Raw genomic sequence first — 24,436 nt, 5'->3', positions numbered from 1 at the left:
TTACCCGTTTACTCGTTTCGGTATATGTAAAATACTGTATTTCAGTTGGTTAAATTGTTGGATCGCTGGTCAATCAAAAAAAAGTAAGATTTGGTTACATTGTTGTCTACTGGATATACAGAATTGATTCAACAAAAAACGACTTATAGATCATGACAGCACTTGAATTTACCTACAACATCGGCAAAGTTTCAAAGTCGCTGAAGCCATTTGCTCTGCGTTTGACGAAGGATGTTGAAGATGCAAACGACTTATTGCAGGACACTCTATTGAAGGCTTTTACGAACCGCGATAAATATACGGATGGTACAAACCTGAAAGCGTGGTTGTATACCATCATGAAAAATACGTTCATCACCAACTACCAGAGAATGGTGCGGAAAAATACGTTCATCGACACGACGGACAATCTGCACTACATCAATTCGATGGAAAGTAGCACCGACAACACCGCGTATTCGTCTTTTGCACAGGACGACATCAACCGGGCCGTCAATGCACTGGATGATACCTACCGGACACCGTTTATGATGCATTTCCGGGGTTTTAAATACCACGAAATTGCAGCCCGTCTGGATATTCCCATCGGAACTGTTAAAAACCGCATCCACATCGCTCGTAAAGAGCTGAAAGATAAATTAAAAGTTTACGCGTATCAGGCGTGAGCTAGAGTAAAGAGGATAGACAAGAGAGTAAAGACAAAAGGAATCAAGTAAATAGAACAGGTCTTTACTCTCTTGTCTATCTTCTAACATCTCAAAAGACATTTGATTGAGTAGTTTTTGGTTAAAAAAGAGGAAGGTTCCGAAAAGTTAGATGGTTTCCGTCTAACTTTTTTGGTTAGAGCGAGAGACGGATTTTTCAATCCGTCTTTTTTGCGTTTATTACCCCCGCCCGGTCTTTAGTAGATAGGTTGGGAGCTAAACTTTTAGACATGTCAAAACGCGTCATTGTGATAGGAGCCGGTTTTGCCGGTTTGTCGGCGGCTACGAGTCTGGCCGACAAAGGGTTTGATGTTACGATTCTGGAAAAAAACAGCCAGGCGGGTGGTCGCGCCCGGATGTTTGAGCAAGACGGTTTTAGGTTCGACATGGGGCCAAGCTGGTATTGGATGCCCGACGTGTTCGAAACGTATTTTGGGCGTTTTGGTAAAAAAACGTCGGATTATTACAACCTCGTGCGACTCGATCCGTCCTATACCGTCGTTTTTGGGGCCAACGATGCCGTCGATTTGCCCGCAGGTGTCGAAAATATTCAGGCGGTTTTTGAACAAATGGAGCCGGGGGCCAGTCGGCGGTTGCTCGAATTTCTGGAGCAGGCGGCTTATAAGTACGATGTCGGGATCAATCAGTTTGTCTGGAAACCGAGTCGGCGGGTGTCGGAATTCATGAGCCTGAAGTTATTGCAGGATGTGATGCGGCTGGATGTGTTTCAATCGTTTTCGAGCCACGTCCGTAAATATTTCACGAACGAGCGGCTTTTGCAGTTGATGGAATTCCCGATTTTGTTTCTGGGAGCAACGCCGGCCAACACGCCCGCGATGTACAGCCTGATGAACTATGCCGAAATAACGATGGGAACCTGGTATCCGATGGGCGGCATGCACGAAATCGTGAAGGCGATGGTGAAACTGGCCGAGGAGAAAGGCGTGAAAATTTTATTGAACCATCCGGTCAAACAAATTAGTGTAACAAATGGTATTGCCAACAAAGTTGAAACCTACCAGGGAACTTTTGAGGCTGATGTGGTGGTGGCCGGGGCTGATTATCAGCATGTCGACAGCAAATTGCTGACACCCGGCTATCAAAATTACGACGACCGGTATTGGAAAAGCCGGGTGATGGCGCCATCGTCGTTGCTGTTTTACCTGGGTGTTGACCGGCGGGTACCGCGTTTGCAGCACCACAACCTGTTTTTCGATGAAGATTTTGGGTTACATGCCCACGAAATTTACGAAAAACCGCAGTGGCCGACGAAACCGCTGTTTTATGTTTCGGCCCCGTCGAAAACCGACCCGGGTGTGGCACCGGCGGGCATGGAGAATCTGTTCATCCTGATTCCGGTGGCCCCGGATCTGAACGACCCCGAAGAAACGCGGGAATATTATTACAACCTGGTGATGGACCGGCTGGAAGCGTATGTGGGTGAAACCATTCGGGATCACGTCGTTTTCAAACGCAGCTACGCCCACAGCAATTTCATCGCCGACTACAATGCCTTCCGGGGCAATGCCTACGGACTGGCAAACACGCTGAGGCAGACGGCTATTTTGAAGCCGGGATTGAAGAGTAAACGCGTTAACAACCTGTTTTACACGGGACAATTGACTGTTCCGGGACCAGGCGTCCCGCCTTCGCTGATTTCCGGATTGGTGGTGGCAGAGGAAGTCACCAAAGAATTCGGGCAACGAGCTTGACTTAAAAAAATACGAACGACTAGCTGTTCCTGCGTCTGTCAGAAGAGGTACAGCCCACCAACGAACCCTTATGATCGAGTTATTCAATCGAACCGCGTTAGAGTGCAGCAAGCTGATCACCGAACATTACAGCACCTCATTCACGTTGGGAATTAAAACCCTGGACCGTAAATTCCATTTTCCGATTTATGCCGTCTACGGTTTTGTCCGGTATGCCGACGAAATCGTGGACACGTTTTACAACTACGACCAAAAGTACTTGCTGGAAAAATTCAAGAAAGATACCTACGAAGCCATTGCTGACGGCATCAGTCTGAATCCCATTTTACACTCGTTTCAGTGGGTTGTCAGGGAATATAGCATTGACCGGGAACTGATCGACGCCTTTCTGAAAAGCATGGAAATGGATCTGTATGTTAACCAATACACGGACAACAGCTATCAGGAATACATTTATGGCTCGGCCGAAGTGGTAGGGTTGATGTGTCTGCGGGTGTTCTGTGAAGGTGACCTGGCGATGTTCGACCGCTTGAAAGAACCGGCGCGCAAGCTGGGGGCGGCTTTTCAGAAGGTCAATTTCCTGCGCGACCTGAAAGACGATTACATCGACCGGGGACGGGTCTATTTTCCGGGTGTCAATTTCAGCGAGTTTACGAAAGATGCCAAGCGGCTCATCGAGAAGGACATTCAGCAGGATTTTGACGAAGCCTACGCCGGTATTCTGAACCTCCCCCGCGGAGCCCGGATGGGCGTTCATCTGGCGTATACCTACTACCAGACCCTGTTCAACAAAATCAAGCAAATTCCCGCTTCCCGGATCCAGGAGGAGCGCATCCGGGTGCCGGACATGAAAAAAATCGCGCTGCTGGCCCAGACCTACGTGCGGTTTCGGTGGAGCGGGCAGTAAAAATCGGCCCAATTGCCTTGCATTGAGCCGATTTTGTACTCCAGACGTTAGTTATTCCGGGCCAGAACCACCCGTTTTGATTTGGTTTTGATATCAAACAACTGCGTCACCCGTTTGCTGCCCGAGCGCACTTCAAATCCATACGTTCCATCCTGTAAGGTAGAAAGATCAAACGTCGTGATTCTCAGCGCGTGGTGGGAATACGTATTGGCAAATAAAATTTGCCGGTCGTTGCTGAGAATAAACACGCTGACGGCATCGTGAAGAAGCTGGAACGGCTGGGTGACTTCAATCCGGAACTTTAGATTACTCACTTCCCGAAATGCCAACTGCAAGGCCGGATCCTCCTTCGCCGTCCGGGGCAGATCTTCCAGCGTTTGAGCCTGCGCCGAATTCAGGGAAAAACCGCCCGCCAGTGCCAGCATCAGCAAGGCTTTTTTTAGATTCATGTGCTTGTAAATTTTCCTTTTCATGGTTGTATTATGTTTTGATAAATGGACAAAGTACAATTCAATAATTTGCAAATTGCTTTTATGGCATTCATAATATTTCGATAATAAATTTATAACTTATTTGTATACAATACATTAGTGCCAAATAGGGATTGAAAAAGTTGTTTTTATAATGATCGTTTGTATCGAAATTGTTCAACAAAAAGCGGTTTTTTACAAGTAGTCCCCTGAATAGTGAAATGAGATTTAAACCGTATCTTTGCAGAGTAACGGTTTACGGTATTCGGTTTGCGGTTTGCGGTGGCTGACGCACGATTAGGACGCGTGAGCCACCGTAAACCGTAAACCGTAAACTGGAAACCATAAATCTTACCACAACATAGCTTCATGGTTTCTGAAACGGCTGAAAAGACGGTATCCGCTGCGGTGCTGGCCAACTACGAGCTGGTAATTGGTCTGGAAGTTCACTGCCAGCTCCTGACGGCGACGAAAATCTTTGCCGCCGATTCCAATCAGTTTGGCAGCGAACCCAATACCAACATCAGCGTCATCACGCTGGGGCATCCGGGTACCTTGCCCAAACTCAACCGCAAAGCCGTCGAACTGGCGGTTCGGATGGGATTGGCCTGTCAGTCGGCGATTACGTCCTACAATCTTTTTGCCCGTAAAAACTACTTCTATCCCGACCTGCCGAAAGGCTATCAGCTATCGCAGGACAAAACCCCGATTTGCGTGGGGGGCGGAGTGCCGGTGAAATTCAAGGATGCTGACGGGCAGGTGGTTGAAAAGACGGTTTTTCTGCATCACATTCATTTGGAGGAAGACGCCGGCAAATCGATTCACGACGGCGACTGGCATACGGTTCTGGATTATAACCGCGCCGGAACGCCCCTGATCGAGATGGTGACCGACCCCGTGATCCGCAGTGCGGAAGAAGCGGCTGCGTACCTGACGGAAGTCCGGCGGCTCGTGCGCTATCTGGATATTTGCGACGGCAACATGGAAGAAGGCTCGCTGCGCTGCGACGTCAACGTTTCGGTGCGGTTGTGGGGCGAGGAGGAGTTCGGTACGAAAGTCGAGATCAAAAACATGAACTCCATCCGCAACGTCCAGCGGGCCATTGAGTCCGAGTTACGGCGGCAGGTGGAAACGATCGAAACCGGCGGCACCATCGTTCAGGAAACCCGCATGTTCGACGCCACAACCGGCCTGACCCACGGGATGCGGATGAAAGAAACCATGAACGATTACCGGTATTTTCCGGACCCGGATTTGAGTCCGGTTCTGGTATCGGATGAATGGCTGGCCGAAATCCGCGCCAACATGCCCGCACTACCGAAAGAACGTCATGATAAGCTGCTGAATCACTACGGTTTACCGGAATACGATGCGGCCCTGCTGGCCGACGTAAAAGAACTGGCGGATTATTTTGAAGCCGTGAGTCAGTTAACGACGAATTATAAGGCGGTTTCCAACTGGATTATGGGGCCGGTGAAAGCCCAGTTGTCCGAAAAATCGCTGCGGGATGGCCAGTTTCCGCTATCGGCCGAAAAACTGGCAGAATTGATTACGTTAGTCGATTCGGGGAAAGTCAGTTTCTCAACCGCCAGCCAGCGGATTTTTCCGGTGTTGATCGAACACCCGGAGAAATCGCCGGAACAAGTGGCGCAGGAGCAGAATTTAGTGCAAAACAGCAATACCGATACGTTGCAAGCGTTGGTAGATGAGGTGCTGGCAGCCTGGCCCGATAAAGTCAAAGAATACAAAAAGGGTAAGAAAGGGTTGCTGGGCCTGTTTGTGGGTGAGGTGATGAAAAAATCGAAAGGCAGCGCGGATCCCAAACTGACCAATGAGTTGCTTCAAAAATCGTTGTCTTCTCCGTTATAACGTACAGGTAAAATGAAAAAAAATCGGATCGGATTCGTCATTTTAGTCGGTTTAGCCCTGCCACTGGCGGCTTTTGCCCAGACTGCCGGGAAAGAATTTACCGTAAAAGGTACGGTTCAAAACGCCAAACCGGGTAGCAAAGCCTATTTGGAAACGAACGAGAAAGTGTCGAAGCGGATTGACTCCACCCAGATCGACGCCAGCGGGAGCTTTTCGCTGAAAGGCAACGAAATGAACGGCGGGAGTTTTTACAAACTGAACCTGGCCAATGAGCAATTCACGAGCTTGCTGGTGGAAGGAGGAGAAAACCTGACCGTGACGGCCGATCTGAAAAATAAAGACAAGCTTCTGGTCAAAGGCTCGGTTAACATGGATTTTTATCCCAAAATCGTGGCCATCGATGCCATGATGCTGAAAAAATCAAAAGAGTGGCAGAAGCAGGCGGCCGCTGCTGCCGAAAAAAACGACCTCAAGAAAGGCGAAGCGATTGATCGGGAAGTGATGGCGACCAACAAACAGGTCATCGACACCATCAAGGCGCTGATTCCGCAAATGGGAACGTCCAGTGTGGCCATGATTGCGCTCAAATACCTGGACCCGAAAGAGCATTTCCCCCTGTATGAATCGCTGGCCGACCAGATGCAGAAAGCCAATCTGACCGGTAAACAGGCCAAAGCCTTCATCAACTTTGTGACGATGGCCAAGAGCGAAATGGCCGCCCAGGCCACGCAGGTTGCCGTGGTAGAAGGAGCGATGGCACCGGACATCACCCTGGAAGACACGAAAGGTCAGGTGGTGAGCCTGTCCTCGTTGCGCGGGAAGTATGTGCTGATCGATTTCTGGGCGTCCTGGTGTGGTCCCTGTCGTCAGGAAAACCCGAACGTGGTCCGGATGTACAATAAATACAAGGAAAAGGGCTTTGAGATTTACAGCATCTCGCTTGACGACAACAAAAACGCCTGGCTGAAAGCCATTGAAGCCGACGGTATGGTCTGGACCAACGTTTTAGGCAAGAAAAATGGCAGTTCGGCGGTTGCTCAGCAGTATTCGGTTCAGGTTATTCCCACCACCTATCTGCTGGATAAAGAAGGGAAAATCATCGCCAAAAACCTGCGGGGTGAGGCACTGGTACAAAAGCTGGGAAGTATTCTGGACAAATAACGGACGGTTTACAGTTTTCGGTGGCTGACGCACGCACAGGTAAGAATGCGTCAGCCACCGAAAACTGTAAACCGAAAACCGTAAACTCATTAATTATGAAGATTGCGATCGTCGGTTGCGGCAACATGGGCATGGCTTTTGCCAAGTCTTTTTTGCAATATGATCTGGTAAAAAAAGAGGATTTGCTGCTTGTCGAGAAAAGCGCAGAACGTTCCGAAGCCTTAAAAGCAGAGAAAGCCGGCGTGGTGGCCGATACCGTCAGTTCCCGGGTTTCCGAGGTTGATCTGATTATTTTGTCCGTCAAGCCCCAGGACTTTAACAGTTTACAGGAAGCACTCCGGGAGACCATCCGACCACAACAGGTTGTGTTGTCGATTATGGCGGGCATTCCGATTGCGACCATTCAGGAAAAACTCGATCACCGGCTGGTGATTCGGGCTATGCCCAACACGCCCGCGATGCTGGGCATGGGCATTACCGGTTTTACGGCAGCCAAAGAAGTGGATTTAAGCAATTTACGGAAAGTCGAAAACCTGATCAATGCGACGGGCCGGTCCATTTTCCTGGAAGATGAAGCCTTGCTGGACGCCGTTACGGCCCTCAGTGGCAGCGGCCCGGCGTATTTTTACTACCTCGTAAAATCGATGATTGAAGCCGGGAAACAAATGGGCTTCGATGATTCGGTGGCTTCGTTGCTGGTGAAACAAACCATGCTCGGCGCTTTCCATTTGATCAATACCGCCGATAAATCCCTGGACGAGTTGATCAAAGCCGTGGCCTCCAAAGGCGGCACAACGGAAGCGGCTCTGAAACGGTTTGAAGAAGGCGGTTTGTCGGATACGCTGATCGCGGGCATCAAAGCCGCCCAGTTCCGGGCCACGGAATTGAGCAAACCCTGACAGCGGCCAGCGGCCCTGTCAGCGGTTTGTAATTGACGGGGATTTAAACCGCTGACAGGGCCTCTGGCCGCTGTCAGGGTTAAATCCCCGTATAACTATATGGCGTTATCGCCCGTAATTCCACTTTCACATTTTCCGCCACATTCAGTCCGTCGATAAACCGGGCGATGGTGTCCGCCGTGATTTTTTCATTGGTCCGGGTTAAGTCCTTCAGGGCTTCATACGGTTTTGGATAGCCTTCGCGCCGGAGAATGGTTTGAATGCCTTCGGCCACCACGGCCCAGTTCTCTTCCAGATCGGCGTGGATGGCGGCTTCGTTCAGTTGCAGTTTTCCCAGGCCTTTCAGCAGCGATTTCAAGGCAATCAGCGAATGCGCGAACGGAACGCCGAGGTTGCGCAAAACCGTTGAGTCCGTCAGGTCGCGTTGGAGCCGGGAAATCGGTAATTTCGCCGACAGGTGTTCAAAAACCGCATTGGCAATCCCCAGATTCCCTTCTGAATTTTCAAAATCGATTGGATTGACTTTGTGCGGCATCGCCGACGAGCCCACTTCCCCCGCTTTGATCTGCTGTTTGAAATAGTTCATCGAAATGTATGCCCACATATCCCGGTTGAGATCGATCAGAATCGTATTCAGGCGCTTGAAGGCATCTAGCGTAGCCGCCATCATGTCGTAATGCTCGATTTGGGTCGTGTGCTGACTGCGTTCCAGTCCCAGTTTTTCCACAAAATCATCGCCGAACGATTTCCAGTCGATGTTCGGGTAGGCGACACAATGGGCATTGAAATTGCCGGTGGCACCTCCGAATTTAGCCGATACCGGAATGGTTGATAGCATGAAAAGCTGCTTCTCGATCCGCTCGCAAAAAACCAGTAGTTCTTTCCCCAGCCGGGTCGGCGAGGCTGGCTGACCGTGGGTGCGGGCCAGCATCGGAATGCTTTTCCATTTCTCCGCCAGCTCCTGCAATTTCATGAATACTTCCCGGTATTGCGGCTCGATTTCATTGGCCATCGCATCGCTCAGGAGGAGGGGCGTGGCGGTGTTGTTGATGTCCTGCGACGTCAGGCCAAAGTGAATGAACTCCAGGTGGTCGGAGATATTCAGATCGGCGAGTTTTTCTTTGATGAAATACTCGACGGCTTTGACGTCGTGGTTGGTTTCGCGTTCAATTTCTTTCACCCGCAGCGCATCCGCTTCCGAAAAATTCTCGTACAACCCCCGTAATTTCGGAAAAACCGCATGATCGATGTCTTTCAACTGGGGCAGGGGCAGTTCGCAGAGTTCGATAAAGTACTCTATCTCAATTCGAATGCGATAACGGATAAGCCCCCATTCGGAAAAATAAGGAGCCAGCGATTCAATTTGACGGCGGTAACGGCCATCGAGGGGGGATACTGCGGTAAGCGCGGAAAGTTGCATAGGTAAAAAAGAAAACGCAAAGTTAACGGAACCGCCCGAAACCACTCTCCAGAATAAGTAAAATTCCTGTATATTGGCGGCTTTATGACAGAACGAATATTTTATTGACTTAATAAGGCTTTTCGCCGTACTCCTAAACCCATCCTTTTTTGTATGCAACTTTCTCCCTTCCTTGGTGAATTGGTTGGAACCATGATCTTAATTTTATTGGGCGACGGTGTTGTTGCCAACGTCGTCCTGAAGAAAACCAAGGGTGAATCATCCGGCTGGATTGTAATCACCACCGGTTGGGCTTTTGCCGTCACGATGGGCGTATTCGTTGCCAAGGCCTTCGGCAGCATCGATGGACACCTGAATCCGGCCGTTACCGTGGCTTTCGCCGTGGCCACCGGTGATTTCAGCAAGATGGCGACCTATATCCCGGCGCAACTCATCGGCGCATTTTTAGGTGCGGTGCTGGTTTGGCTTCAATATTTACCCCACTGGGCGGCCACGCCCGATCCGGGGGCCAAGCTAGCGGTTTTTTCCACCGATCCGGCCATCCGCCATCCCCTGGGGAATGTCATCAGTGAAACCATCGGCACGCTGGCGCTCATCATCGGCATTGCCGGGATTTCCGCCAAAGCCCTTGGCACCATCGCCATCGGTTTAGGCCCGTATTTGGTGGGCGTGCTGGTCTGGAGTATTGGCCTTTCGCTGGGCGGCACCACCGGCTACGCCATCAATCCCGCCCGCGACCTGGGACCCCGTATTGCGCACACCCTGTTGCCGATTCCCGGAAAAGGGTCGTCGGATTGGGGCTATGCCTGGGTACCGATTGTCGGGCCAATAATCGGAGCGGTTTTGGGCGGTTTGCTGATTCGGTGGTACGCGTTGTAATCTAACCTCGATTTCCATTTTACCTTGCCTAGGTTTACCCATGAGCCCGGTTGCGCCATCCTTCCCGTAGGGAAGAACCATTTTGTAGCAACCGTGTCCGTTTATAGAGGGGAAGCCCGTAGGGACGGTTTATTTCGTGCCAACACAATGGGTCATCCCTACGGGATTTTTGGGTATTCTGTGTACGTGGTTTCTACAAAATGGATCATCCCTACGGGATTGTTTGATTTTCGTGTGGAAGCCTGGTTTTACCATCCTTCCCGTAGGGAGGGACCATTTTGTAGGAAATATGTTCGTTAATTGGGGGATGAGTCCCGTAGAGACGGGTCATTTTGGGTGATATAGTGAAGCAATTTATCGATGGCCGAATAAACCGTCGTCAACTCCTCATCGGTTATGCAATAGGGTGGTAGAATATACAGCACGTTCCCCAACGGCCGCATCAAAACGCCCTGTTCGAGCAGAAACTGATACGCTATGTCGCGGATATTGCTGAAATAGGAGCTGGTTTGACCATCGGTATCCAGATCGAACGCCAGAATGGTGCCCCGCTGCCGAACGTTTTTGACCCCCGGTTTATGGCCAAGTTGTTCCGCAAAAACTACATGCCGCTGGCTGATTCGCTGAATGGATGCCTGGGTTTCGTCCGAAAGCAGGAGGTCGAGGCTGGCGAGGGCCGCCGTGCATGCCAGCGGATTGGCCGTAAACGAGTGGCCGTGGAAAAGCGTTTTGTATTTATCTTCGGATTTGAAGGCGTCGTAAATTGCGTTCGTACAGGTCGTTACACCCAGTGCCATCGTTCCGCCGGTCAGCCCTTTCGACAAACTCATCAGATCGGGTTGGTGGCTGAGATGATGCGAAGCAAATAATTTCCCCGTCCGGCCAAAACCGGTCATCACCTCGTCGGCAATAATTAGCGCGCCGTGGCTGCGGGCCATTTCGATGAGTTGACTCAGAATTTCCGGTCGATACATCACCATCCCGCCCGCGCCCTGAATCAGTGGTTCAAAAATAAAAGCCGCCACATCGTCGCTCAGCAACGCTTGCATTTGATCCAAAGCCGCCTGCTCCTGTCCCGGAACGGGCGTAGGAATGTATTCAACATCGAATAAAAACGGTACGTAGGGGGCCGTGAAGGCACTTCGTCCGCTAACCGCCATGGCCCCGAACGTATCACCGTGGTAGGCGTCCTCCAGCGCAATGACCTTCCGACGCGGTTTTCCCACATTGTGCCAGTATTGAAACGCCATTTTGAGTGCCACTTCCACCGCCGTCGAGCCATTGTCAGAATAGAAAACTTTCTTCTGATGGTCCGGTAAAATCGGCAAGAGCCGCTCGGCCAGTTGAACGGCCGGCTGATGCGTAAAACCGGCAAAAATGACGTGTTCGAGTGTGTGAAGTTGTTTCGCTACTTTCTCCGCAATGTAGGGATGACTATGTCCGTGCGTGTTGACCCACCAGGACGAAACCGCATCGATGTACGTCGTTCCGTCTGCCGAGAACAACAGCGTTCCTTGGCCGCGAACAATCGGAATCGGCAGCGGAGCGGTTTGCATCTGCGTAAACGGGTGCCAGATAACGGCTTTGTCGCGTTCGGCCAATTCCCCCAAGTTCAAAGCCGTCAGGTCTTGAAGACCTGACGGCTTTATTTTATCTTCATCATAAACCGGCATCGTATTTTTCAAATAACGTTCTCATTTTACCCGCATTCCGACTGACAAACCCATTCGTAACTTCCGTTTCCCACTCAATCCGCCCAAAACTTGTCAAGCCCGTGTAGTTCAAAATGAAATCTTCGGTTGCCGGGGTTTCGGGGCCGTTAAAAACGATTCCCACAATGGGAATAGAGCGGTTTTGCAACGCTTCTACCGACAAAAGGGTATGATTGATGCTGCCCAAATAGTGTTTGGAAACCAGCAAAACCGGTAGATTCAATTGTTTCACCAGGTCGATTATCAAATCCTGGTCATTCAGCGGCACCATCAAACCGCCCGCCAGTTCAACGACCAGGTGATTGGTGGTTTGAGGTAATTCAAAGGCTGTCAGCGAAATGTCAACGCCGTCGATAGCTGCAGCCGCGTGGGGTGATAAGGGTTCCCGCAGCCGGTAGGTTTCCGGATGGAACTGGCTAACGGGATTCGAAATCAGCCGCCGGACGGTTTCGCGATCCGAATCTTCGAGCGCACCGGATTGTACCGGTTTCCAGTAATCAGCCTGCAGCGCTTCCACAACAATGGCCGACACCACAGTTTTGCCGATTTCAGTGCCAATACCGGCCACGATCAGTTTTAACGGGTTATGCATGTTACCAGGGTTTGAGATAGGAACACGGATTGAACAGATTGGCGCGGATTTTTATCTGTTTCATCCGTTCAATCCGTGTTCCTATCCACTACTATGTTTTAACGTCTGCACCAACGAATCAATTTCTGATTCCGAATTAAACGTATGGAGGCAAATCCGCAGCCGTTCGCGCCCCACCGGAACCGTCGGACTCACGATGGGCCGGATGTCAAAACCGGCTTGCTGGAGTTGCGTGGCTACTGCCCGGCACGCGTCATTCCCCGGCACGATCAACCCCAAGATCGGGCTTTCAACCGAAGTCCATTCCGTGTGTGGTAGTCGTTCCCGAATTTGTTGCTGAAAATAGGTCCGCAAGACCTTCAATCGGTCAATCAGCGGCTGGTTTTGCGGCAAAAACCGGTAAACACTTTGAATCGCCAGCAAACTGTGCGGGGGCAAAGCCGTCGAATACACAAACGAGCGGGCAAAATTAATCAGAAAATCGCGTAATGCCGCCGATCCGACCACAGCCGCCCCGTGAACACCCAGCGCCTTGCCAAAGGTATGAACCCGGGCAAATACCCGGTTTTGCAAACCGAGTGCCTGCACCAACCCTGTCCCTCTGACACCAAAAACCCCCGTTGCGTGGGCTTCATCCACAATCAGCGCGGCTTCGTAGCGTTCGCACAAGTCAACGATTTCGGTTAAGGGAGCCAGATCACCGTCCATGGAATAGACGGATTCAATGGCGACGTAAACCGTGCCAGTAGCGCGTTTTAAGCGGTTTTCAAGATCTTCCAGGTCGTTATGACGGAATTTAAAGCGATTTGCAACACTCAGTCGGGCACCATCGATCATGCTGGCGTGAATCAACTCATCCGTCAGCAGGGTGTCGCCCCGTTGGGGTAAGCTGGCCAGCAGGCCAATGTTGGCGTCATAACCGGAGTTGAAAATCAGGGCGGCTTCGGCGTCGTGAAAGGCGGCAATTTCGGTTTCCAGCTCTTCGGCCAGGGCCGAATTCCCGGCCAGTAAGCGCGAACCGGTGGCCCCATTTAGCAAGACCGAGTGGCTCGCAACGGCCTGGGCAATGGCGTCGCGCAAGGCCACTGACCGCGCCAGTCCGAGGTAATCATTGGAGCAAAAATCAAGTAAGTTTTCGGGCTTTTTCAAACGCCGGAGTAGCCCGGCTTCCCGACGTTTTTCCAGCAATTCCAGTACCGCAGTATCCGCTCTTATCACCTTATTCTCAGATTATTCACAAAGGTAATCAGGAAGCTGGTGATGAAAAACGATGTGGACAAATGGGATGAAATCAAGACTTATCCACACGAGAATGTGGATAAGTCGCTCTGTTTTAGCTTTTTTGTAGAAAAGGGGTATTTAATAGCGCCTGATCGCCTGATTATCAAAGGGTTGTGTTTGGGTGTACAAATGATGGATTTGCCTCGAAACAAACCATCCGGGGAGCGTGTCGCGTGTCTCGATCAGCCTTCCTTTTGACCGGTTTCTACCGCCAGCAAGTGGGCCGAAGACTCGTCCAGATACAGAGAGCAAGCCGGGTGAGATCGCAGAATACTGGCCGGAAAAAGTGGACTGATGGGTTGCTCCAGCGTGTCTTTGGTCGCCTGGGCTTTTCGCGCATCCGGAACTGAGCAGATGATATGCCGTGATTTCATGATTTGCCGAACCGACATGCTAATGGCTTGAGCAGGAACGTCTTCCAGCGACGGAAACCAGCCTTCGTTGAACTGCTGGCGTCGACAGGCCGTGTCCAGATCGACGATCAAATACGGTTCTTCCGTCTCAAAATCGGCGGGGGGGTCGTTGAAGGCCAGATGCCCGTTTTCGCCAATGCCGACCAGGGCGACGTCGATGGGGTGCAAACGGATGAAGTCACCCAAATGCCGGATTTCTTCCTGAGGGTCAATTTCGCCGTCGATCAGGTAGCTGGCTTTTAAGGGTGAAACCTTGGCCAGAAACCGCTCCTGCAGGTATTTGCGAAAACTGGCCGGGTGGGAAATCGGCAGACCGATGTACTCATCCAGGTGGAACATCACCACGCGGCTCCAGTCAATGTCCTCCCGAATCAGTTGTTCGAGCGTTGCGAACTGGCTGGTTCCGGTTCCCAGGATGATGTTCGCCTGCCCCCGGTCGGCAATGGCCTGGCGGATGATATCAGCGGTTTCCTTTCCCGCAATGGTGCCAAGCTCTTCGCTGGTTTTTGAAATCAGAATGTTCATAAATACGATGGAATACGGTTTTTGGGGTTCGGGTTTAAGAAAAGTCGTTTTGAAGGGCGTCATTACCTCCGGTCTACAAACCTTTGATACCGGTGGTGCCGCCCGTGGTCAGGCTGATGTCGACCGGTTTATTGGTTTTCCAGGAACCGCCGGTGAAATCCGGCACGTCGATGGAGTTGGACCGATGCGCAACCGACCATTCGCTGAGCGGCCCGATGCTGCTCCAGAGCGCGGCATCGTAGACATCCTGATCGAGCGGCAAGCCGTTGCGCAGACAGTCGATGAGTCGCCAGTCCATCAGAAAATCCATGCCGCCGTGGCCACCGACCTGTTTGGCCAGTTCGCCCACACGTTTGACGATTTCCGGCTGGTATTTCTTTTCCAGTTCCTGATAGGCGGTTTCCGACAACCACTCATGGCCCGTCGAAATCCGGCCCGGCAGGGGATATTTCTGGGCAGTGGCTTTCGTCCCGCTGACGAGGTGAAGCCGGGAGTATGGCCGGGGTGAACTGACGTCGTGCTGCAACATGATGGTCCGGCCTTTTTTGGTCCGAATGGTGGTCGTGTTCATGTTACCCCGAAATGATTTGCCCTGAAATTGCTTAAAATCGGCATCCTGTGCCGCCAACTCGTTGATTTTTTTGCTGATCATAAAATCCTGACTGGACATCGCCACCAGGTAATCCATCTGATCACCCCGGTTGATGTCGAGCACCTGCGCAATCGGGCCTAAACCGTGCGTCGGATACAGATTGCCGTTGCGCTGGTTTTCTTTCAGCCGCCAGAGGTCATAGCGTTTGCTTTTATCAAAGAAGGAGTCGAAAATGTCGTGAATATACGCGCCTTCCACGTGAACCAGTTCCCCGAAAAAGCCCTGCCGCGCCATGTTCAGCGTAAGGAGTTCGAAGAAATCGTAGCAGCAGTTTTCCAGCATCATGCAGTGCCGCCTGGTTCGTTCGGAGGTTTCCACCAGTTTCCAACAGTCGTCGACCGTCGTGGCAATGGGAATTTCACAGGCCACGTGTTTGCCCTGCTCCATCGCGTACAACGCCATCGGCGTGTGCAGATTCCAGGGTGTGCAGATGTAAATCAGGTCAATGTCCTTCCGGTCGCAAAGGGCTTTCCAGCTATCAGCTTTCCCGCTGTAATAGGTGGGACGGTGGGCGGTTTTTTCCAATGACTTCCGCGCTTGCTCGACGCGTTCCGGTCGAATGTCACACACCGCCTGAACGACTACGTTGTCCAGGTGAACGATGCGCTGCAACGCCCCGGCGCCCCGGTTGCCAACGCCAATGTAACCGATCCGAACGGTATCGATTTTTGGGGCACTGTAGCCACACATGTTAAACGTCTGTTTGGGCGGGCGCGGGGCCTGGGTTACGGTCGGCAAACCGTAGCTAAACGGCGCGGTGGAGAGTCCGGCACCGGCCAATCCGGTCAGTTTCAGAAAATCCCGGCGTTTCTTGTTCATGGGTATCAGGGTCTAGCGGAATCAGTCAGGAATCGAAGTAAGTAGAATTCGTTGGCGGAATCAATTAATTTGCCGGATAAAGTAGCGAGAACGTTACCGAAAACCACTGATGCGACGCCATTACATTACCATCAAGGACATTGCCCGGGAATTGGCCATTTCGGTGTCGACGGTTTCGCGCGCTTTGCGGGATGCGTACGATGTCAATCCGAAGACGCGGGAAAAGGTCCTGGCGAAGGCGGTGGAACTGAATTATAAGCCCAACTTCAACGCGATTGGGCTAGTGCAAAGCCAGTCGCACCACATTGGCGTGTTGATGCCCGCCATCACCAACTATTATTTTTCGACGGTTTTTACCGGGATCGAACAGGTGGCCAACGCCAACGGCTACAACCTGATTGTGTTTATTACCAACGATTCGGCGGAACGCGAGCAGGCGATTCTTCAGGATCTTTCCCTGAGCAGTCTGGACGGTTTGCTGGTGTCGGTATCGTCCCAGGCCGATTCGTATGCGCATTTTGAAGAATTGATCCGAAATGGAATCCCGGTGGTGTTTTTTGACCGGGTTGCCGATGCGGTTTTGACTTCCAAAGTCATGCAGGACGATTACCACGGGGCCTACGAAGCCACGCAGCATCTGATCGATCAGGGCTATCGGCGGATTGCGCACCTTGCCGGCCCCGATGGATTGACGTTTACCCACAAACGCCGGAAAGGCTATGAAGATGCGTTGACAAACAGCGGGTTATCGGTTCAATTCGACTGGATTATTCACTCCGGTTTCTCGCAGGAATGCGGTTTTGAAGATGTGGCCCGGTTATGGGAGTTGGCCGAAAAACCGGATGCCTTATTCGCCGTCAACGACCGAAAAGCGATTGGCGCCATGCTGGCATTGAAAGAGCGCAAGGTTCAGATTGGAAAAGAGGTGGGCGTCATCGGCTTTACCAATGACCCCATGTCGCAGATTATCTCCCCAACCCTGACGACTGTGGCCGAACCAGCTTTCGAGATCGGAAAAATCAGTTGTGAATTGTTACTGAAACACATGACCCGGAAAAACGTCGAAGCTCAGGAGGTGATTTTACCGGCCCGGCTGATCGTCCGGGAGTCGACCCGGCGTTGAATCTTTGCTCAGGAAACTTGCAAAACCAGCTTTCCGAATTGTTTCCCCGCTTCCATTTTCCGGAGCGCCTGTTCGGCGTCGGCCAATAGAAACACCTCATCCAGCACGGGAACCAACTGATTTGTGTCGACAAACCGGGTCATATCGGCAAATTCGGCGTCGGTGCCCATTGTCGTTCCGTAGATGTTCAGTTGTTTGAAGAAGACTTTGGAGGGAGCCACATCCGTGATGTTGCCAGTTGTGCCGCCGTAGAAAACAATCCGTCCGCCCGGCGCGGCCACATCGACCAGTTTGGCGAACCCCGGCCCGGCGGCACTGTCAACGATGACGTCGAAATAACCGCCCTTGCCGCTCCCGGTTTTGGCCAGCAGTGTTTTTGCCCAATCCGCATCGCGGTAGATTACTGCGCCGGTGGCGCCCAAATCCAGCGCCCGTTGCAGTTTTTCCTCCGAACCGGACGTCACCCAGACTTCCGCACCAACGGCCACGGCGAATTGCAGGGCCGTTAGAGCCACTCCTCCGCCGATGCCGGTAATGAGAACCCGCTCCGGGTGACTGGGTTGCAGGGTAGCGCGGGTCATCAAAGTACGCCAGGCAGTCAAACCCGCCAGGGGGAGGGCGGCTGCCTGTTCGAAGGTGAGATGAGCCGGTTTCCGGTGCAGGTAGTGGGCTTTAATTTTCAGATATTCGGCGTAAGTACCGTTGTCGGGCATACCCAGAATCTTGAAATCCGGGCCATAAAAGTGGGGGTTCGAACCCCAGTTCAGCGCGGGATTGATGATGACCTCCTGCGATTGCCAGGCCGGATCGACACCCTCGCCGGTTTCAATGACGACGCCGGCCCCGTCGGAGCCCAGAATGACCGGCAATTGCATTTTGGGGTACAAACCGTGTTGGATAAAAACGTCCCGGTGATTAATCGCAGCGGCTTTGATCTGCACGATCACTTCGCCCGGTCCGGCAACGGGCGTTTCAACGTCAACGTATTGCGCCGGTTGGTGAAGCGTAGTTTGAATAATGGCTTTCATAGAGATGAATTCAAAATCGCATTCCGAACACTTCCATAATTTGCCAGTAATTCCTCGGCGCGTTCCCGCGTCACACCGGTTTCACTCATCACCATGTTGGCGGCCCGGATTTTCAGTTTGTGATTCGTCAGTTGCATGTCGACCATTTTGTTGCCTTTCACCCGGCCCAGTTGAATCATCACCGAGGTTGAAATCATGTTGAGAACCAGTTTCTGCGCTGTTCCCGATTTCATGCGCGTGCTGCCCGTCACAAATTCCGGCCCAACCACCACTTCGACCGGGAATTCGGCGGCTTGGGCTACCGCTGATCCGGGGTTGCAAACGACGCAGCCCGTCAGAATACCGGCTTTGCGGGCCTGTTGTAAACCGCCAATGACGTAAGGCGTCCGGCCCGATGCGGCAATACCGATGAGCGTGTCCAGTGGGTCGATGTGAAAGGGTGCCAAATCTTTCCAGGCCTGTTCGGAATCGTCTTCGGCGTTTTCGACGGCACTGCGAATGGCGCGGTCGCCACCGGCAATCAAACCGACGACCAGATCGGGCGAAACCCCGTAGGTAGGCGGGCACTCTGACGCATCGACAATGCCCAGCCGACCGCTCGTTCCGGCACCAATATAGAACAACCGCCCGCCTTCTTTCATCCGTTTGACGATCTCCGTTACGAGGGCTTCAATTTGCGGAATGGCTTGCTCAACGGCCAAAGGAACAGTTTTATCTTCCGCGTTGATGTTGGTCAGCAGTTCCTGCACGGACATTTGCTCCAGGTGATCGTAGTGGGATGCGTTTTCGGTAATCATTGTATAGTTCTATTTTATGTCTATCAAAAGTACAATCAATTCTATAGTATCTACGCATAGTGAAAAAAAATGCTAAAAAATCCGTCAAAAAGTCTTGCGTATTTCATTTCATTTTTTTTCCTTTGACTTAAATTACGCTTTCAGCGAATTTTCGCTAATTGAAATTATGACTACTATAGCCCCCGACAAAACCCAGTTGAACCGGTACAGTGCCACCCTGACGCAGGAAGTCAGCAACCCGGCTGCGCAGGCCATGCTTTACGGCATTGGTCTGACGGAAGATGACATGAAAAAACCCCAGATCGGCATTGCGAGTGCCGGTTACGACGGCAATCCGTGCAACATCCATTTGAACGGTCTGGCGGCTTATGTGAAAAAAGGCGTCAACGAAAGTGGGTTAGTCGGGTTGGTATTCAATACGATTGGTGTTTCCGACGGGATGACCAACGGGAATGACGGCATGTCTTACTCACTGCCTTCCCGCGACCTGATCGCCGATTCGATTGAAACGGTGGTTCACGCCCAATGGTATGATGGCGTGATCGCCGTGGTGGGTTGCGACAAAAATATGCCGGGTGCCCTGATGGCCGTTGGTCGGATTAACCGCCCCGCCATTCTGGTCTACGGCGGTACGATTCGCTCGGGCAGTTATAAAGGCCAAAAGCTGGACATTGTGTCGGCATTTGAAGCCTACGGAAAAAAAGTTGCCAACAACATCAGCGAAGAAGATTACAAAGGCGTTATCCAGAATTCAATTCCCGGCGCAGGAGCCTGCGGGGGCATGTATACGGCCAACACGATGGCGTCGTCGATGGAAGCACTGGGTTTGAGTCTGCCCAACAGTTCCTCGTATCCGGCGACGCACGAAGGCAAGCAGGAAGAGTGCCGCAAAATCGGAGCGGCCATGATGAACCTGCTGGAGAAGAACATCACGCCCCGCGAAATCATGACCAAAAAGGCATTTGAAAACGCCATGACGGTGGTGATGGCCCTCGGCGGTTCGACCAATGCGGTTTTGCATTATATCGCGATTGCCAAATCTGTCGGGGTTTCGCTGACGTTGAAAGATATTCAGGAAATCAGCGACCGGACGCCGTATCTGGGTGATCTGAAACCGAGTGGTAAATACTACATGGAGGATGTACTGGCGATTGGCGGGGTTCCGGCGGTGATGAAGTATCTGTATAACGCGGGGTATCTCCACGGCGACTGCATGACGGTGACGGGTAAAACCATCGCCGAAAACCTGGCAGACGCTCCGGATCTGAACTTCGAAACCCAGCAAATCATTCGTCCTTTCTCCAATCCGATCAAGAAAACCGGTCACATCCAGATTCTGTACGGAAACCTGGCCACGCAGGGCGCCGTTGCTAAAATTACCGGCAAAGAAGGCGAACGGTTTGAAGGCATCGCCAAAGTGTGCGATCGGGAAGAGCAATTGCTGGAGTTTATCCAGAAAAGAGAGATTGAAGAAGGTCACGTGGTGGTCATTCGCTACGAAGGCCCGAAAGGTGGTCCCGGAATGCCCGAAATGTTGAAACCAACGTCGGCTATTATGGGTCTGGGCCTGGGCGATAAAGTGGCTTTGATTACCGACGGACGGTTTTCGGGTGGAACGCACGGTTTTGTGGTGGGTCACATCACGCCTGAAGCGCAGGACGGCGGCAACATTGCACTGGTTCACGATGGCGACAAAATCACGATCGATGCCGTCAATAATGTGATTCACATGCACGTTTCGGACGAAGAACTGGCCGAACGCCGGGCCAACTGGACCGTTCCGCCGATGGAGGCAGCCGCTTCGCATGGGGTGCTGCGTAAATATGTGAAGTTGGTCAGCTCGGCGAGTGAAGGGTGTGTGACGGATGAATAATAACGAATAGAAATCAACAAATAGTCGTGCTAACCGACTGAATATAAACAGACAATATGATGAATACGACGGTCATTGAATTAACGGCAGAAAAACCGCAACCGGCTGTTCCGTCTGCTAAATTGCTAAAACCCCTGACGGGTGCCGAAGCACTCATGCAGGCGTTGGTGGAAGAGGGTGTAGAAACCATCTTCGGCTATCCCGGTGGTGCCATCATGCCGGTGTACGATGCGCTGTACGATTATCAGGACCGGTTGAACCACATTCTGGTGCGTCATGAACAGGGGGCCGCCCATGCCGCCGAAGGCTATGCCCGGGTGACGGGTCGGGCCGGCGTTTGTCTGGTGACTTCGGGGCCGGGCGCGACCAACCTGGTGACGGGGATTGCCGATGCACTGATCGATTCGACGCCGATGGTTTGTCTGGTGGGTCAGGTGGCCATGAAACTGTTGGGAACCGACGCCTTTCAGGAAACCGATGTCATTGGCGTCACCATGCCGATTACGAAGTGGAATTACCAGATCACCAGCGCCGACGAAATTCCCGAGATTATTGCCAAAGCCTTTTACCTCGCCCAGTCGGGCCGTCCGGGGCCGGTGGTGATCGATATTACGAAGAACGCGCAGGTGGAATTGATGACCAAGTCTTTCCACTACAAAAAGTGTGAGCGAGTAAGCACCTACCGCCCGCGGTTGATACCGAAACAGGACCAGGTCGAAAAAGCCGCCGAGCTGATCAACAAGGCCAAAAAACCGTATATGCTTGTTGGGCACGGGGTGCTGATTTCCAAAGCCGAAAAAGAACTGCTCGCTTTTGTTGAAAAAACCGGTATTCCGGTAGCTACCACCTTGCTGGGTCAGTCGGCGCTTTCGGACGACCATCCGTTGTATACCGGCTGGCTGGGTATGCACGGCAACTACGGTTCCAACGTGATGACCAACCAGTGCGATCTGCTGATTGGCATTGGTATGCGGTTCGATGACCGTGTAACGGGCAACGCCGAATTGTTTGCCCGGCAGGCCAAAGTGGTTCATATTGAGATCGATCCGGCGGAAATCGACAAAGTGATCAAGGCCGATGCCCCGGTGATTGGCGACGTGAAGGAGGTGCTGAACCGCCTGATGCCACTGGTGAACGAGAACGACCATACGGCCTGGCGCAACGAGTTTCGGAAATACGACGACATTGAAGAGGAGAAGGTTACGCAGCCCGCACTGGCTCCGACGACCGAAAAAATAAAGATGGCGGAAGCCATTAACCTGCTGTCGAAAAAGACGAATGGCGAAGCCGTGATGGTGGCCGATGTGGGCCAGCACCAGATGATGACGTCGGCTTACTACGAATTTAAGAAACCGCACAGTCTGGTTACCTCCGGCGGTTTAGGAACGATGGGATTTGCGCTTCCGGCGGCTTTTGGTGCTAAAGTGGGCGATCCGAGCCGCGAGGTCATTGCCATTATCGGCGACGGCTGTTTCCAGATGACGCTTCAGGAACTGGGCACGATTGCTCAGAATAAACTCCCGGTGAAAATTATCATTCTGAATAACAACTATTTAGGAATGGTTCGTCAGTGGCAGCAGTTGTTTTTCGAACGCCGGTATTCATTCGTGGAATTGCAGAATCCGGATTTCATCACGATTGCGAAAGGCTTCGGCATTGTGGGGCATACGTGCGCTAAACGGGAAGATTTGTCGGCATCACTCGATACGCTGCTGGCCTCCGAAACCCCATATCTGCTGGAAATCATTGTTGAACAGGAGGAAAACGTATTCCCGATGGTTCCCGCCGGGACGAGTGTTGCGGATATTCGGTTGGAATGAGGTATCATTTGAGCCGGGCCGCCGGTGCGGTTTAAAGTTTAAACGAAATATGAATACATACACCATTTGCATATTCACCGAAAATACGATTGGTCTCCTCAACCGGATTACCATCATTTTTACCCGTCGGCGGATTAACATCGAAAGTCTGACGGTTTCGGAAACCGAACGAATGGGCGTTTCGCGCTTTACCATCGTTATCAAGCACGACTCGCGGGAAGCGGTTGAAAAATTAGTACGCCAGATTCGGAAAATCATCGAAGTCATGGCGGTTTTCGGATACCTGAACGACGAAATCGTGTCGAACGAAATCGCTCTTTTCAAGATTGCCACGCCACTGGGATCCAAACCGCTGGACATTGAATACATCAACAAGAATTTCAATGCCTGGGTGGTGTATTGGCAACTGGATTACGTCGTGATTGAGAAAACCGGTTCGGAAAAGCAGATTTTTGAATTTTTCAGTTACATCAAACCCCACGGTATTCTGGAGTTCGTGCGGTCGGGCCGGGTGGCGGTTGGTAAAACCGAAAAGGGACTGGTCGAGTATTTGCCTGAGTATGAGTGGGAATATTATTTGTAGAAATGCGATATTTGCGGCCGAATTAACGCACGTTCATGCAGCAGCAACCACCCTCTTTAGCGGCACCGATTTATCAGCTTGAGCAACGGCTTTCTGTTTTTTTCGATAACCGGTTTTGGAAAATACGACTGGTAAGCCTGGCTCTTTTGATTTCGATGGGTAGTCTGCTACTGCTGAACAGCATCTTTATCGACCGCGGGTTTCGGTATTTATACGAAGAAATACGACGTCCGGGGCTATTGGATGGGTTTTTCTGGGATGATATCATCCGGCAAAGCGGCCATCTGTTCGAACCCAATACGTATGAACCTGGAACACACGAAGCGAACCAGACCTTTCGGCTGACGATTCCGCTGCTGGTGCATTTTTTCCGGCTGGGCGTTGCCAAGCTGTATCTGTTGCAGGTTGTGCTCGGGTTGGTTTTTCTGTGGGCGGTAACCGGAATCGTTTATAAAATTTTACAGGATAAAGTCCTGACGTTTTATTTCCTGACGGGCTTTACGGCTATTTATGCCGGGATCGCGTTTTTTATCAACTATTTTGGCCACGGCGACGGGTATGTGTTCTGTTTCATGGCCTTAGCCGTGTATTTCCGGAATCCGCTGCTGGTCATTTTATTCACGCAGCTAGCGTTCTGGTGCGACGAACGGGCGTTGATCAACTCGTCGTACATCGGTTTGTGGTATGCCTTGCCGATATTGAAAACCGTGGTTCAAACCCGGAAGTTTGACATTCGGCAGATTCCGGCTCCACTGGTGGCGCTGGTGGTAAGTGTGGTCATCTACGGCAGTATTCGCAAATGGCTGGAACTGACCTACGGCATGAAAATCGGCCACGACGCATCCTGGTCGGCCCGCACGCTGGCCTGGAGCATGAGTTACGTGGGCGACAAGATGGCGCGGGGGCTGGAAGGCATGTGGCTCATTTTGCTGGTGGCGTTCTGGGCGTTGGCCGTTCGGCGGCAGTGGCTGGAACTGGTGTTGCTCGGAGGAGCCTGGCTGCTGACGATGGTCGTGGCGGTTTTGGTGGCCGACGGAACGCGGTCGCTGTCGTTTGGCTTCATGGCGTTCTTTTTCGCGCTGGCCATTCTGCACCGGTATTTGACAAGCAGTCAGTTGCGGGTGGTGTTGCTGAGCAGTGCCGTGATTTCGCTGATGTATTCAATTAGTTTTCCATAAAGCAGTAATCAATTTTAAT

Annotated in this window: 21 protein-coding genes; 12 read left to right on the top strand and 9 right to left on the bottom strand. The window is 51.9% G+C overall.

Annotated elements, in window-relative coordinates:
• Nucleotides 1-152: 152 nt before the first annotated feature.
• From DUE52_RS19635 to DUE52_RS19625, 3 genes are all read left to right on the top strand, one after another.
• On the top strand, nt 153-665 hold the full coding sequence (locus tag DUE52_RS19635; protein WP_114407740.1) for an RNA polymerase sigma factor: 513 nt from the start codon (nt 153-155) through the stop codon (nt 663-665).
• Between the two features lie 269 nt (nt 666-934).
• Complete coding sequence (crtID, locus tag DUE52_RS19630) at nt 935-2,416, top strand: bifunctional phytoene desaturase/3,4-desaturase (RefSeq protein WP_114407739.1); 1,482 nt, start codon at nt 935-937, stop codon at nt 2,414-2,416.
• Between the two features lie 70 nt (nt 2,417-2,486).
• Nucleotides 2,487-3,323 carry a phytoene/squalene synthase family protein gene (locus DUE52_RS19625; RefSeq protein WP_114407738.1) on the top strand — a complete coding sequence of 279 codons (837 nt, stop codon included), beginning with the start codon at nt 2,487-2,489 and terminating at the stop codon, nt 3,321-3,323.
• A gap of 47 nt (nt 3,324-3,370) precedes the next feature.
• Here DUE52_RS19625 and DUE52_RS19620 read toward each other — a convergent pair whose 3' ends face one another.
• A complete protein-coding gene (locus DUE52_RS19620) occupies nt 3,371-3,796 on the bottom strand; it encodes a hypothetical protein (protein WP_114407737.1) in 426 nt (141 codons plus the stop codon).
• 366 nt (nt 3,797-4,162) lie between these two features.
• Between DUE52_RS19620 and gatB the strand changes: the two genes are divergently transcribed.
• The 3 genes from gatB to proC all read left to right on the top strand — a co-directional run bounded on the left by gatB (nt 4,163) and on the right by proC (nt 7,722).
• Nucleotides 4,163-5,662 carry an Asp-tRNA(Asn)/Glu-tRNA(Gln) amidotransferase subunit GatB gene (gatB, locus tag DUE52_RS19615; RefSeq protein WP_114407736.1) on the top strand — a complete coding sequence of 500 codons (1,500 nt, stop codon included), beginning with the start codon at nt 4,163-4,165 and terminating at the stop codon, nt 5,660-5,662.
• A gap of 12 nt (nt 5,663-5,674) precedes the next feature.
• On the top strand, nt 5,675-6,823 hold the full coding sequence (locus DUE52_RS19610) for a TlpA disulfide reductase family protein (RefSeq protein WP_114407735.1): 1,149 nt from the start codon (nt 5,675-5,677) through the stop codon (nt 6,821-6,823).
• 95 nt (nt 6,824-6,918) lie between these two features.
• A complete protein-coding gene (proC, locus tag DUE52_RS19605; RefSeq protein WP_114407734.1) occupies nt 6,919-7,722 on the top strand; it encodes a pyrroline-5-carboxylate reductase in 804 nt (267 codons plus the stop codon).
• Between the two features lie 79 nt (nt 7,723-7,801).
• Here proC and purB read toward each other — a convergent pair whose 3' ends face one another.
• Nucleotides 7,802-9,142 (bottom strand): adenylosuccinate lyase, encoded by a 1,341-nt coding sequence (purB, locus tag DUE52_RS19600; RefSeq protein WP_114407793.1) that lies wholly within the window; start codon nt 9,140-9,142, stop codon nt 7,802-7,804.
• Between the two features lie 153 nt (nt 9,143-9,295).
• Here purB and DUE52_RS19595 point away from each other — a divergent pair, with 153 nt between their 5' ends.
• Entirely contained in the window at nt 9,296-10,021 is a 726-nt protein-coding gene (locus tag DUE52_RS19595) for an MIP/aquaporin family protein (RefSeq protein WP_114407733.1), read from the top strand.
• A gap of 296 nt (nt 10,022-10,317) precedes the next feature.
• On the opposite strand, the gene bioA is transcribed toward DUE52_RS19595, so the two are convergent.
• The 5 genes from bioA to DUE52_RS19565 form a co-directional block, all read right to left on the bottom strand.
• Nucleotides 10,318-11,631, bottom strand: a complete 1,314-nt coding sequence (gene bioA, locus DUE52_RS19590; protein ID WP_114407792.1) for an adenosylmethionine--8-amino-7-oxononanoate transaminase — start codon at nt 11,629-11,631, stop codon at nt 10,318-10,320.
• 49 nt (nt 11,632-11,680) lie between these two features.
• Nucleotides 11,681-12,325 carry a dethiobiotin synthase gene (gene bioD / locus DUE52_RS19585; RefSeq protein WP_114407732.1) on the bottom strand — a complete coding sequence of 215 codons (645 nt, stop codon included), beginning with the start codon at nt 12,323-12,325 and terminating at the stop codon, nt 11,681-11,683.
• An 81-nt stretch (nt 12,326-12,406) separates the two neighbouring features.
• Nucleotides 12,407-13,543: an aminotransferase class I/II-fold pyridoxal phosphate-dependent enzyme gene (locus DUE52_RS19580; protein WP_114407731.1), complete on the bottom strand. Its 1,137-nt coding sequence runs from the start codon at nt 13,541-13,543 to the stop codon at nt 12,407-12,409.
• 245 nt (nt 13,544-13,788) lie between these two features.
• Nucleotides 13,789-14,544, bottom strand: a complete 756-nt coding sequence (locus DUE52_RS19570) for a glucosamine-6-phosphate deaminase (RefSeq protein WP_114407791.1) — start codon at nt 14,542-14,544, stop codon at nt 13,789-13,791.
• Between the two features lie 73 nt (nt 14,545-14,617).
• Complete coding sequence (locus DUE52_RS19565) at nt 14,618-16,015, bottom strand: Gfo/Idh/MocA family protein (protein WP_114407729.1); 1,398 nt, start codon at nt 16,013-16,015, stop codon at nt 14,618-14,620.
• A 109-nt stretch (nt 16,016-16,124) separates the two neighbouring features.
• On the opposite strand from DUE52_RS19565, the gene DUE52_RS19560 reads away from it, so the two are divergent.
• Nucleotides 16,125-17,138, top strand: coding sequence for a LacI family DNA-binding transcriptional regulator (locus tag DUE52_RS19560; protein WP_114407728.1), 1,014 nt, complete (start codon nt 16,125-16,127; stop codon nt 17,136-17,138).
• Between the two features lie 8 nt (nt 17,139-17,146).
• Here the strand turns inward: DUE52_RS19560 and DUE52_RS19555 are convergent, their stop codons facing one another.
• Together DUE52_RS19555 and murQ are read right to left on the bottom strand one after the other, a co-directional pair.
• Nucleotides 17,147-18,166: a zinc-binding dehydrogenase gene (locus tag DUE52_RS19555; protein ID WP_114407727.1), complete on the bottom strand. Its 1,020-nt coding sequence runs from the start codon at nt 18,164-18,166 to the stop codon at nt 17,147-17,149.
• Complete coding sequence (murQ, locus tag DUE52_RS19550; RefSeq protein WP_114407726.1) at nt 18,163-18,963, bottom strand: N-acetylmuramic acid 6-phosphate etherase; 801 nt, start codon at nt 18,961-18,963, stop codon at nt 18,163-18,165. Before murQ ends, DUE52_RS19555 begins: the two co-directional genes overlap by 4 nt.
• Nucleotides 18,964-19,129: 166 nt before the next feature.
• On the opposite strand from murQ, the gene ilvD reads away from it, so the two are divergent.
• Genes ilvD through DUE52_RS19530 form a run of 4 tightly spaced genes read left to right on the top strand, consistent with a single transcriptional unit; the run spans nt 19,130 to nt 24,417 of the window.
• Nucleotides 19,130-20,836, top strand: a complete 1,707-nt coding sequence (ilvD, locus tag DUE52_RS19545) for a dihydroxy-acid dehydratase (RefSeq protein ID WP_114407790.1) — start codon at nt 19,130-19,132, stop codon at nt 20,834-20,836.
• 56 nt (nt 20,837-20,892) lie between these two features.
• On the top strand, nt 20,893-22,656 hold the full coding sequence (gene ilvB / locus DUE52_RS19540; protein WP_114407725.1) for a biosynthetic-type acetolactate synthase large subunit: 1,764 nt from the start codon (nt 20,893-20,895) through the stop codon (nt 22,654-22,656).
• Nucleotides 22,657-22,705: 49 nt separating this feature from the next.
• On the top strand, nt 22,706-23,239 hold the full coding sequence (gene ilvN, locus DUE52_RS19535; RefSeq protein WP_114407724.1) for an acetolactate synthase small subunit: 534 nt from the start codon (nt 22,706-22,708) through the stop codon (nt 23,237-23,239).
• 35 nt (nt 23,240-23,274) lie between these two features.
• Nucleotides 23,275-24,417: a hypothetical protein gene (locus DUE52_RS19530; protein ID WP_114407723.1), complete on the top strand. Its 1,143-nt coding sequence runs from the start codon at nt 23,275-23,277 to the stop codon at nt 24,415-24,417.
• Nucleotides 24,418-24,436: the final 19 nt, after the last annotated feature.

The organism is Larkinella punicea, from assembly GCF_003334855.1.
Classification (GTDB): domain Bacteria; phylum Bacteroidota; class Bacteroidia; order Cytophagales; family Spirosomataceae; genus Larkinella; species Larkinella punicea.
Note: the sequence above shows the minus strand (reverse complement) of the source record. Positions and strands in the feature narration are given on the sequence as shown.

Excerpts from the sequence above, each read along its gene's own strand:
- DUE52_RS19565 (WP_114407729.1), bottom strand. The coding sequence starts at position 16,015 with ATGAACAAGAAACGCCGGGATTTTCTGAAACTGACCGGATTGGCCGGT.
- ilvB (WP_114407725.1), top strand. The coding sequence starts at position 20,893 with ATGATGAATACGACGGTCATTGAATTAACGGCAGAAAAACCGCAACCG.
- crtID (WP_114407739.1), top strand. The coding sequence starts at position 935 with ATGTCAAAACGCGTCATTGTGATAGGAGCCGGTTTTGCCGGTTTGTCG.
- murQ (WP_114407726.1), bottom strand. The coding sequence starts at position 18,963 with ATGATTACCGAAAACGCATCCCACTACGATCACCTGGAGCAAATGTCC.
- DUE52_RS19610 (WP_114407735.1), top strand. The coding sequence starts at position 5,675 with ATGAAAAAAAATCGGATCGGATTCGTCATTTTAGTCGGTTTAGCCCTG.
- DUE52_RS19625 (WP_114407738.1), top strand. The coding sequence starts at position 2,487 with ATGATCGAGTTATTCAATCGAACCGCGTTAGAGTGCAGCAAGCTGATC.
- purB (WP_114407793.1), bottom strand. The coding sequence starts at position 9,142 with ATGCAACTTTCCGCGCTTACCGCAGTATCCCCCCTCGATGGCCGTTAC.
- proC (WP_114407734.1), top strand. The coding sequence starts at position 6,919 with ATGAAGATTGCGATCGTCGGTTGCGGCAACATGGGCATGGCTTTTGCC.
- DUE52_RS19555 (WP_114407727.1), bottom strand. The coding sequence starts at position 18,166 with ATGAAAGCCATTATTCAAACTACGCTTCACCAACCGGCGCAATACGTT.
- ilvN (WP_114407724.1), top strand. The coding sequence starts at position 22,706 with ATGAATACATACACCATTTGCATATTCACCGAAAATACGATTGGTCTC.
- gatB (WP_114407736.1), top strand. The coding sequence starts at position 4,163 with ATGGTTTCTGAAACGGCTGAAAAGACGGTATCCGCTGCGGTGCTGGCC.
- ilvD (WP_114407790.1), top strand. The coding sequence starts at position 19,130 with ATGACTACTATAGCCCCCGACAAAACCCAGTTGAACCGGTACAGTGCC.
- bioD (WP_114407732.1), bottom strand. The coding sequence starts at position 12,325 with ATGCATAACCCGTTAAAACTGATCGTGGCCGGTATTGGCACTGAAATC.
- DUE52_RS19570 (WP_114407791.1), bottom strand. The coding sequence starts at position 14,544 with ATGAACATTCTGATTTCAAAAACCAGCGAAGAGCTTGGCACCATTGCG.
- DUE52_RS19620 (WP_114407737.1), bottom strand. The coding sequence starts at position 3,796 with ATGAAAAGGAAAATTTACAAGCACATGAATCTAAAAAAAGCCTTGCTG.
- DUE52_RS19530 (WP_114407723.1), top strand. The coding sequence starts at position 23,275 with ATGCAGCAGCAACCACCCTCTTTAGCGGCACCGATTTATCAGCTTGAG.
- DUE52_RS19635 (WP_114407740.1), top strand. The coding sequence starts at position 153 with ATGACAGCACTTGAATTTACCTACAACATCGGCAAAGTTTCAAAGTCG.
- DUE52_RS19560 (WP_114407728.1), top strand. The coding sequence starts at position 16,125 with ATGCGACGCCATTACATTACCATCAAGGACATTGCCCGGGAATTGGCC.
- DUE52_RS19595 (WP_114407733.1), top strand. The coding sequence starts at position 9,296 with ATGCAACTTTCTCCCTTCCTTGGTGAATTGGTTGGAACCATGATCTTA.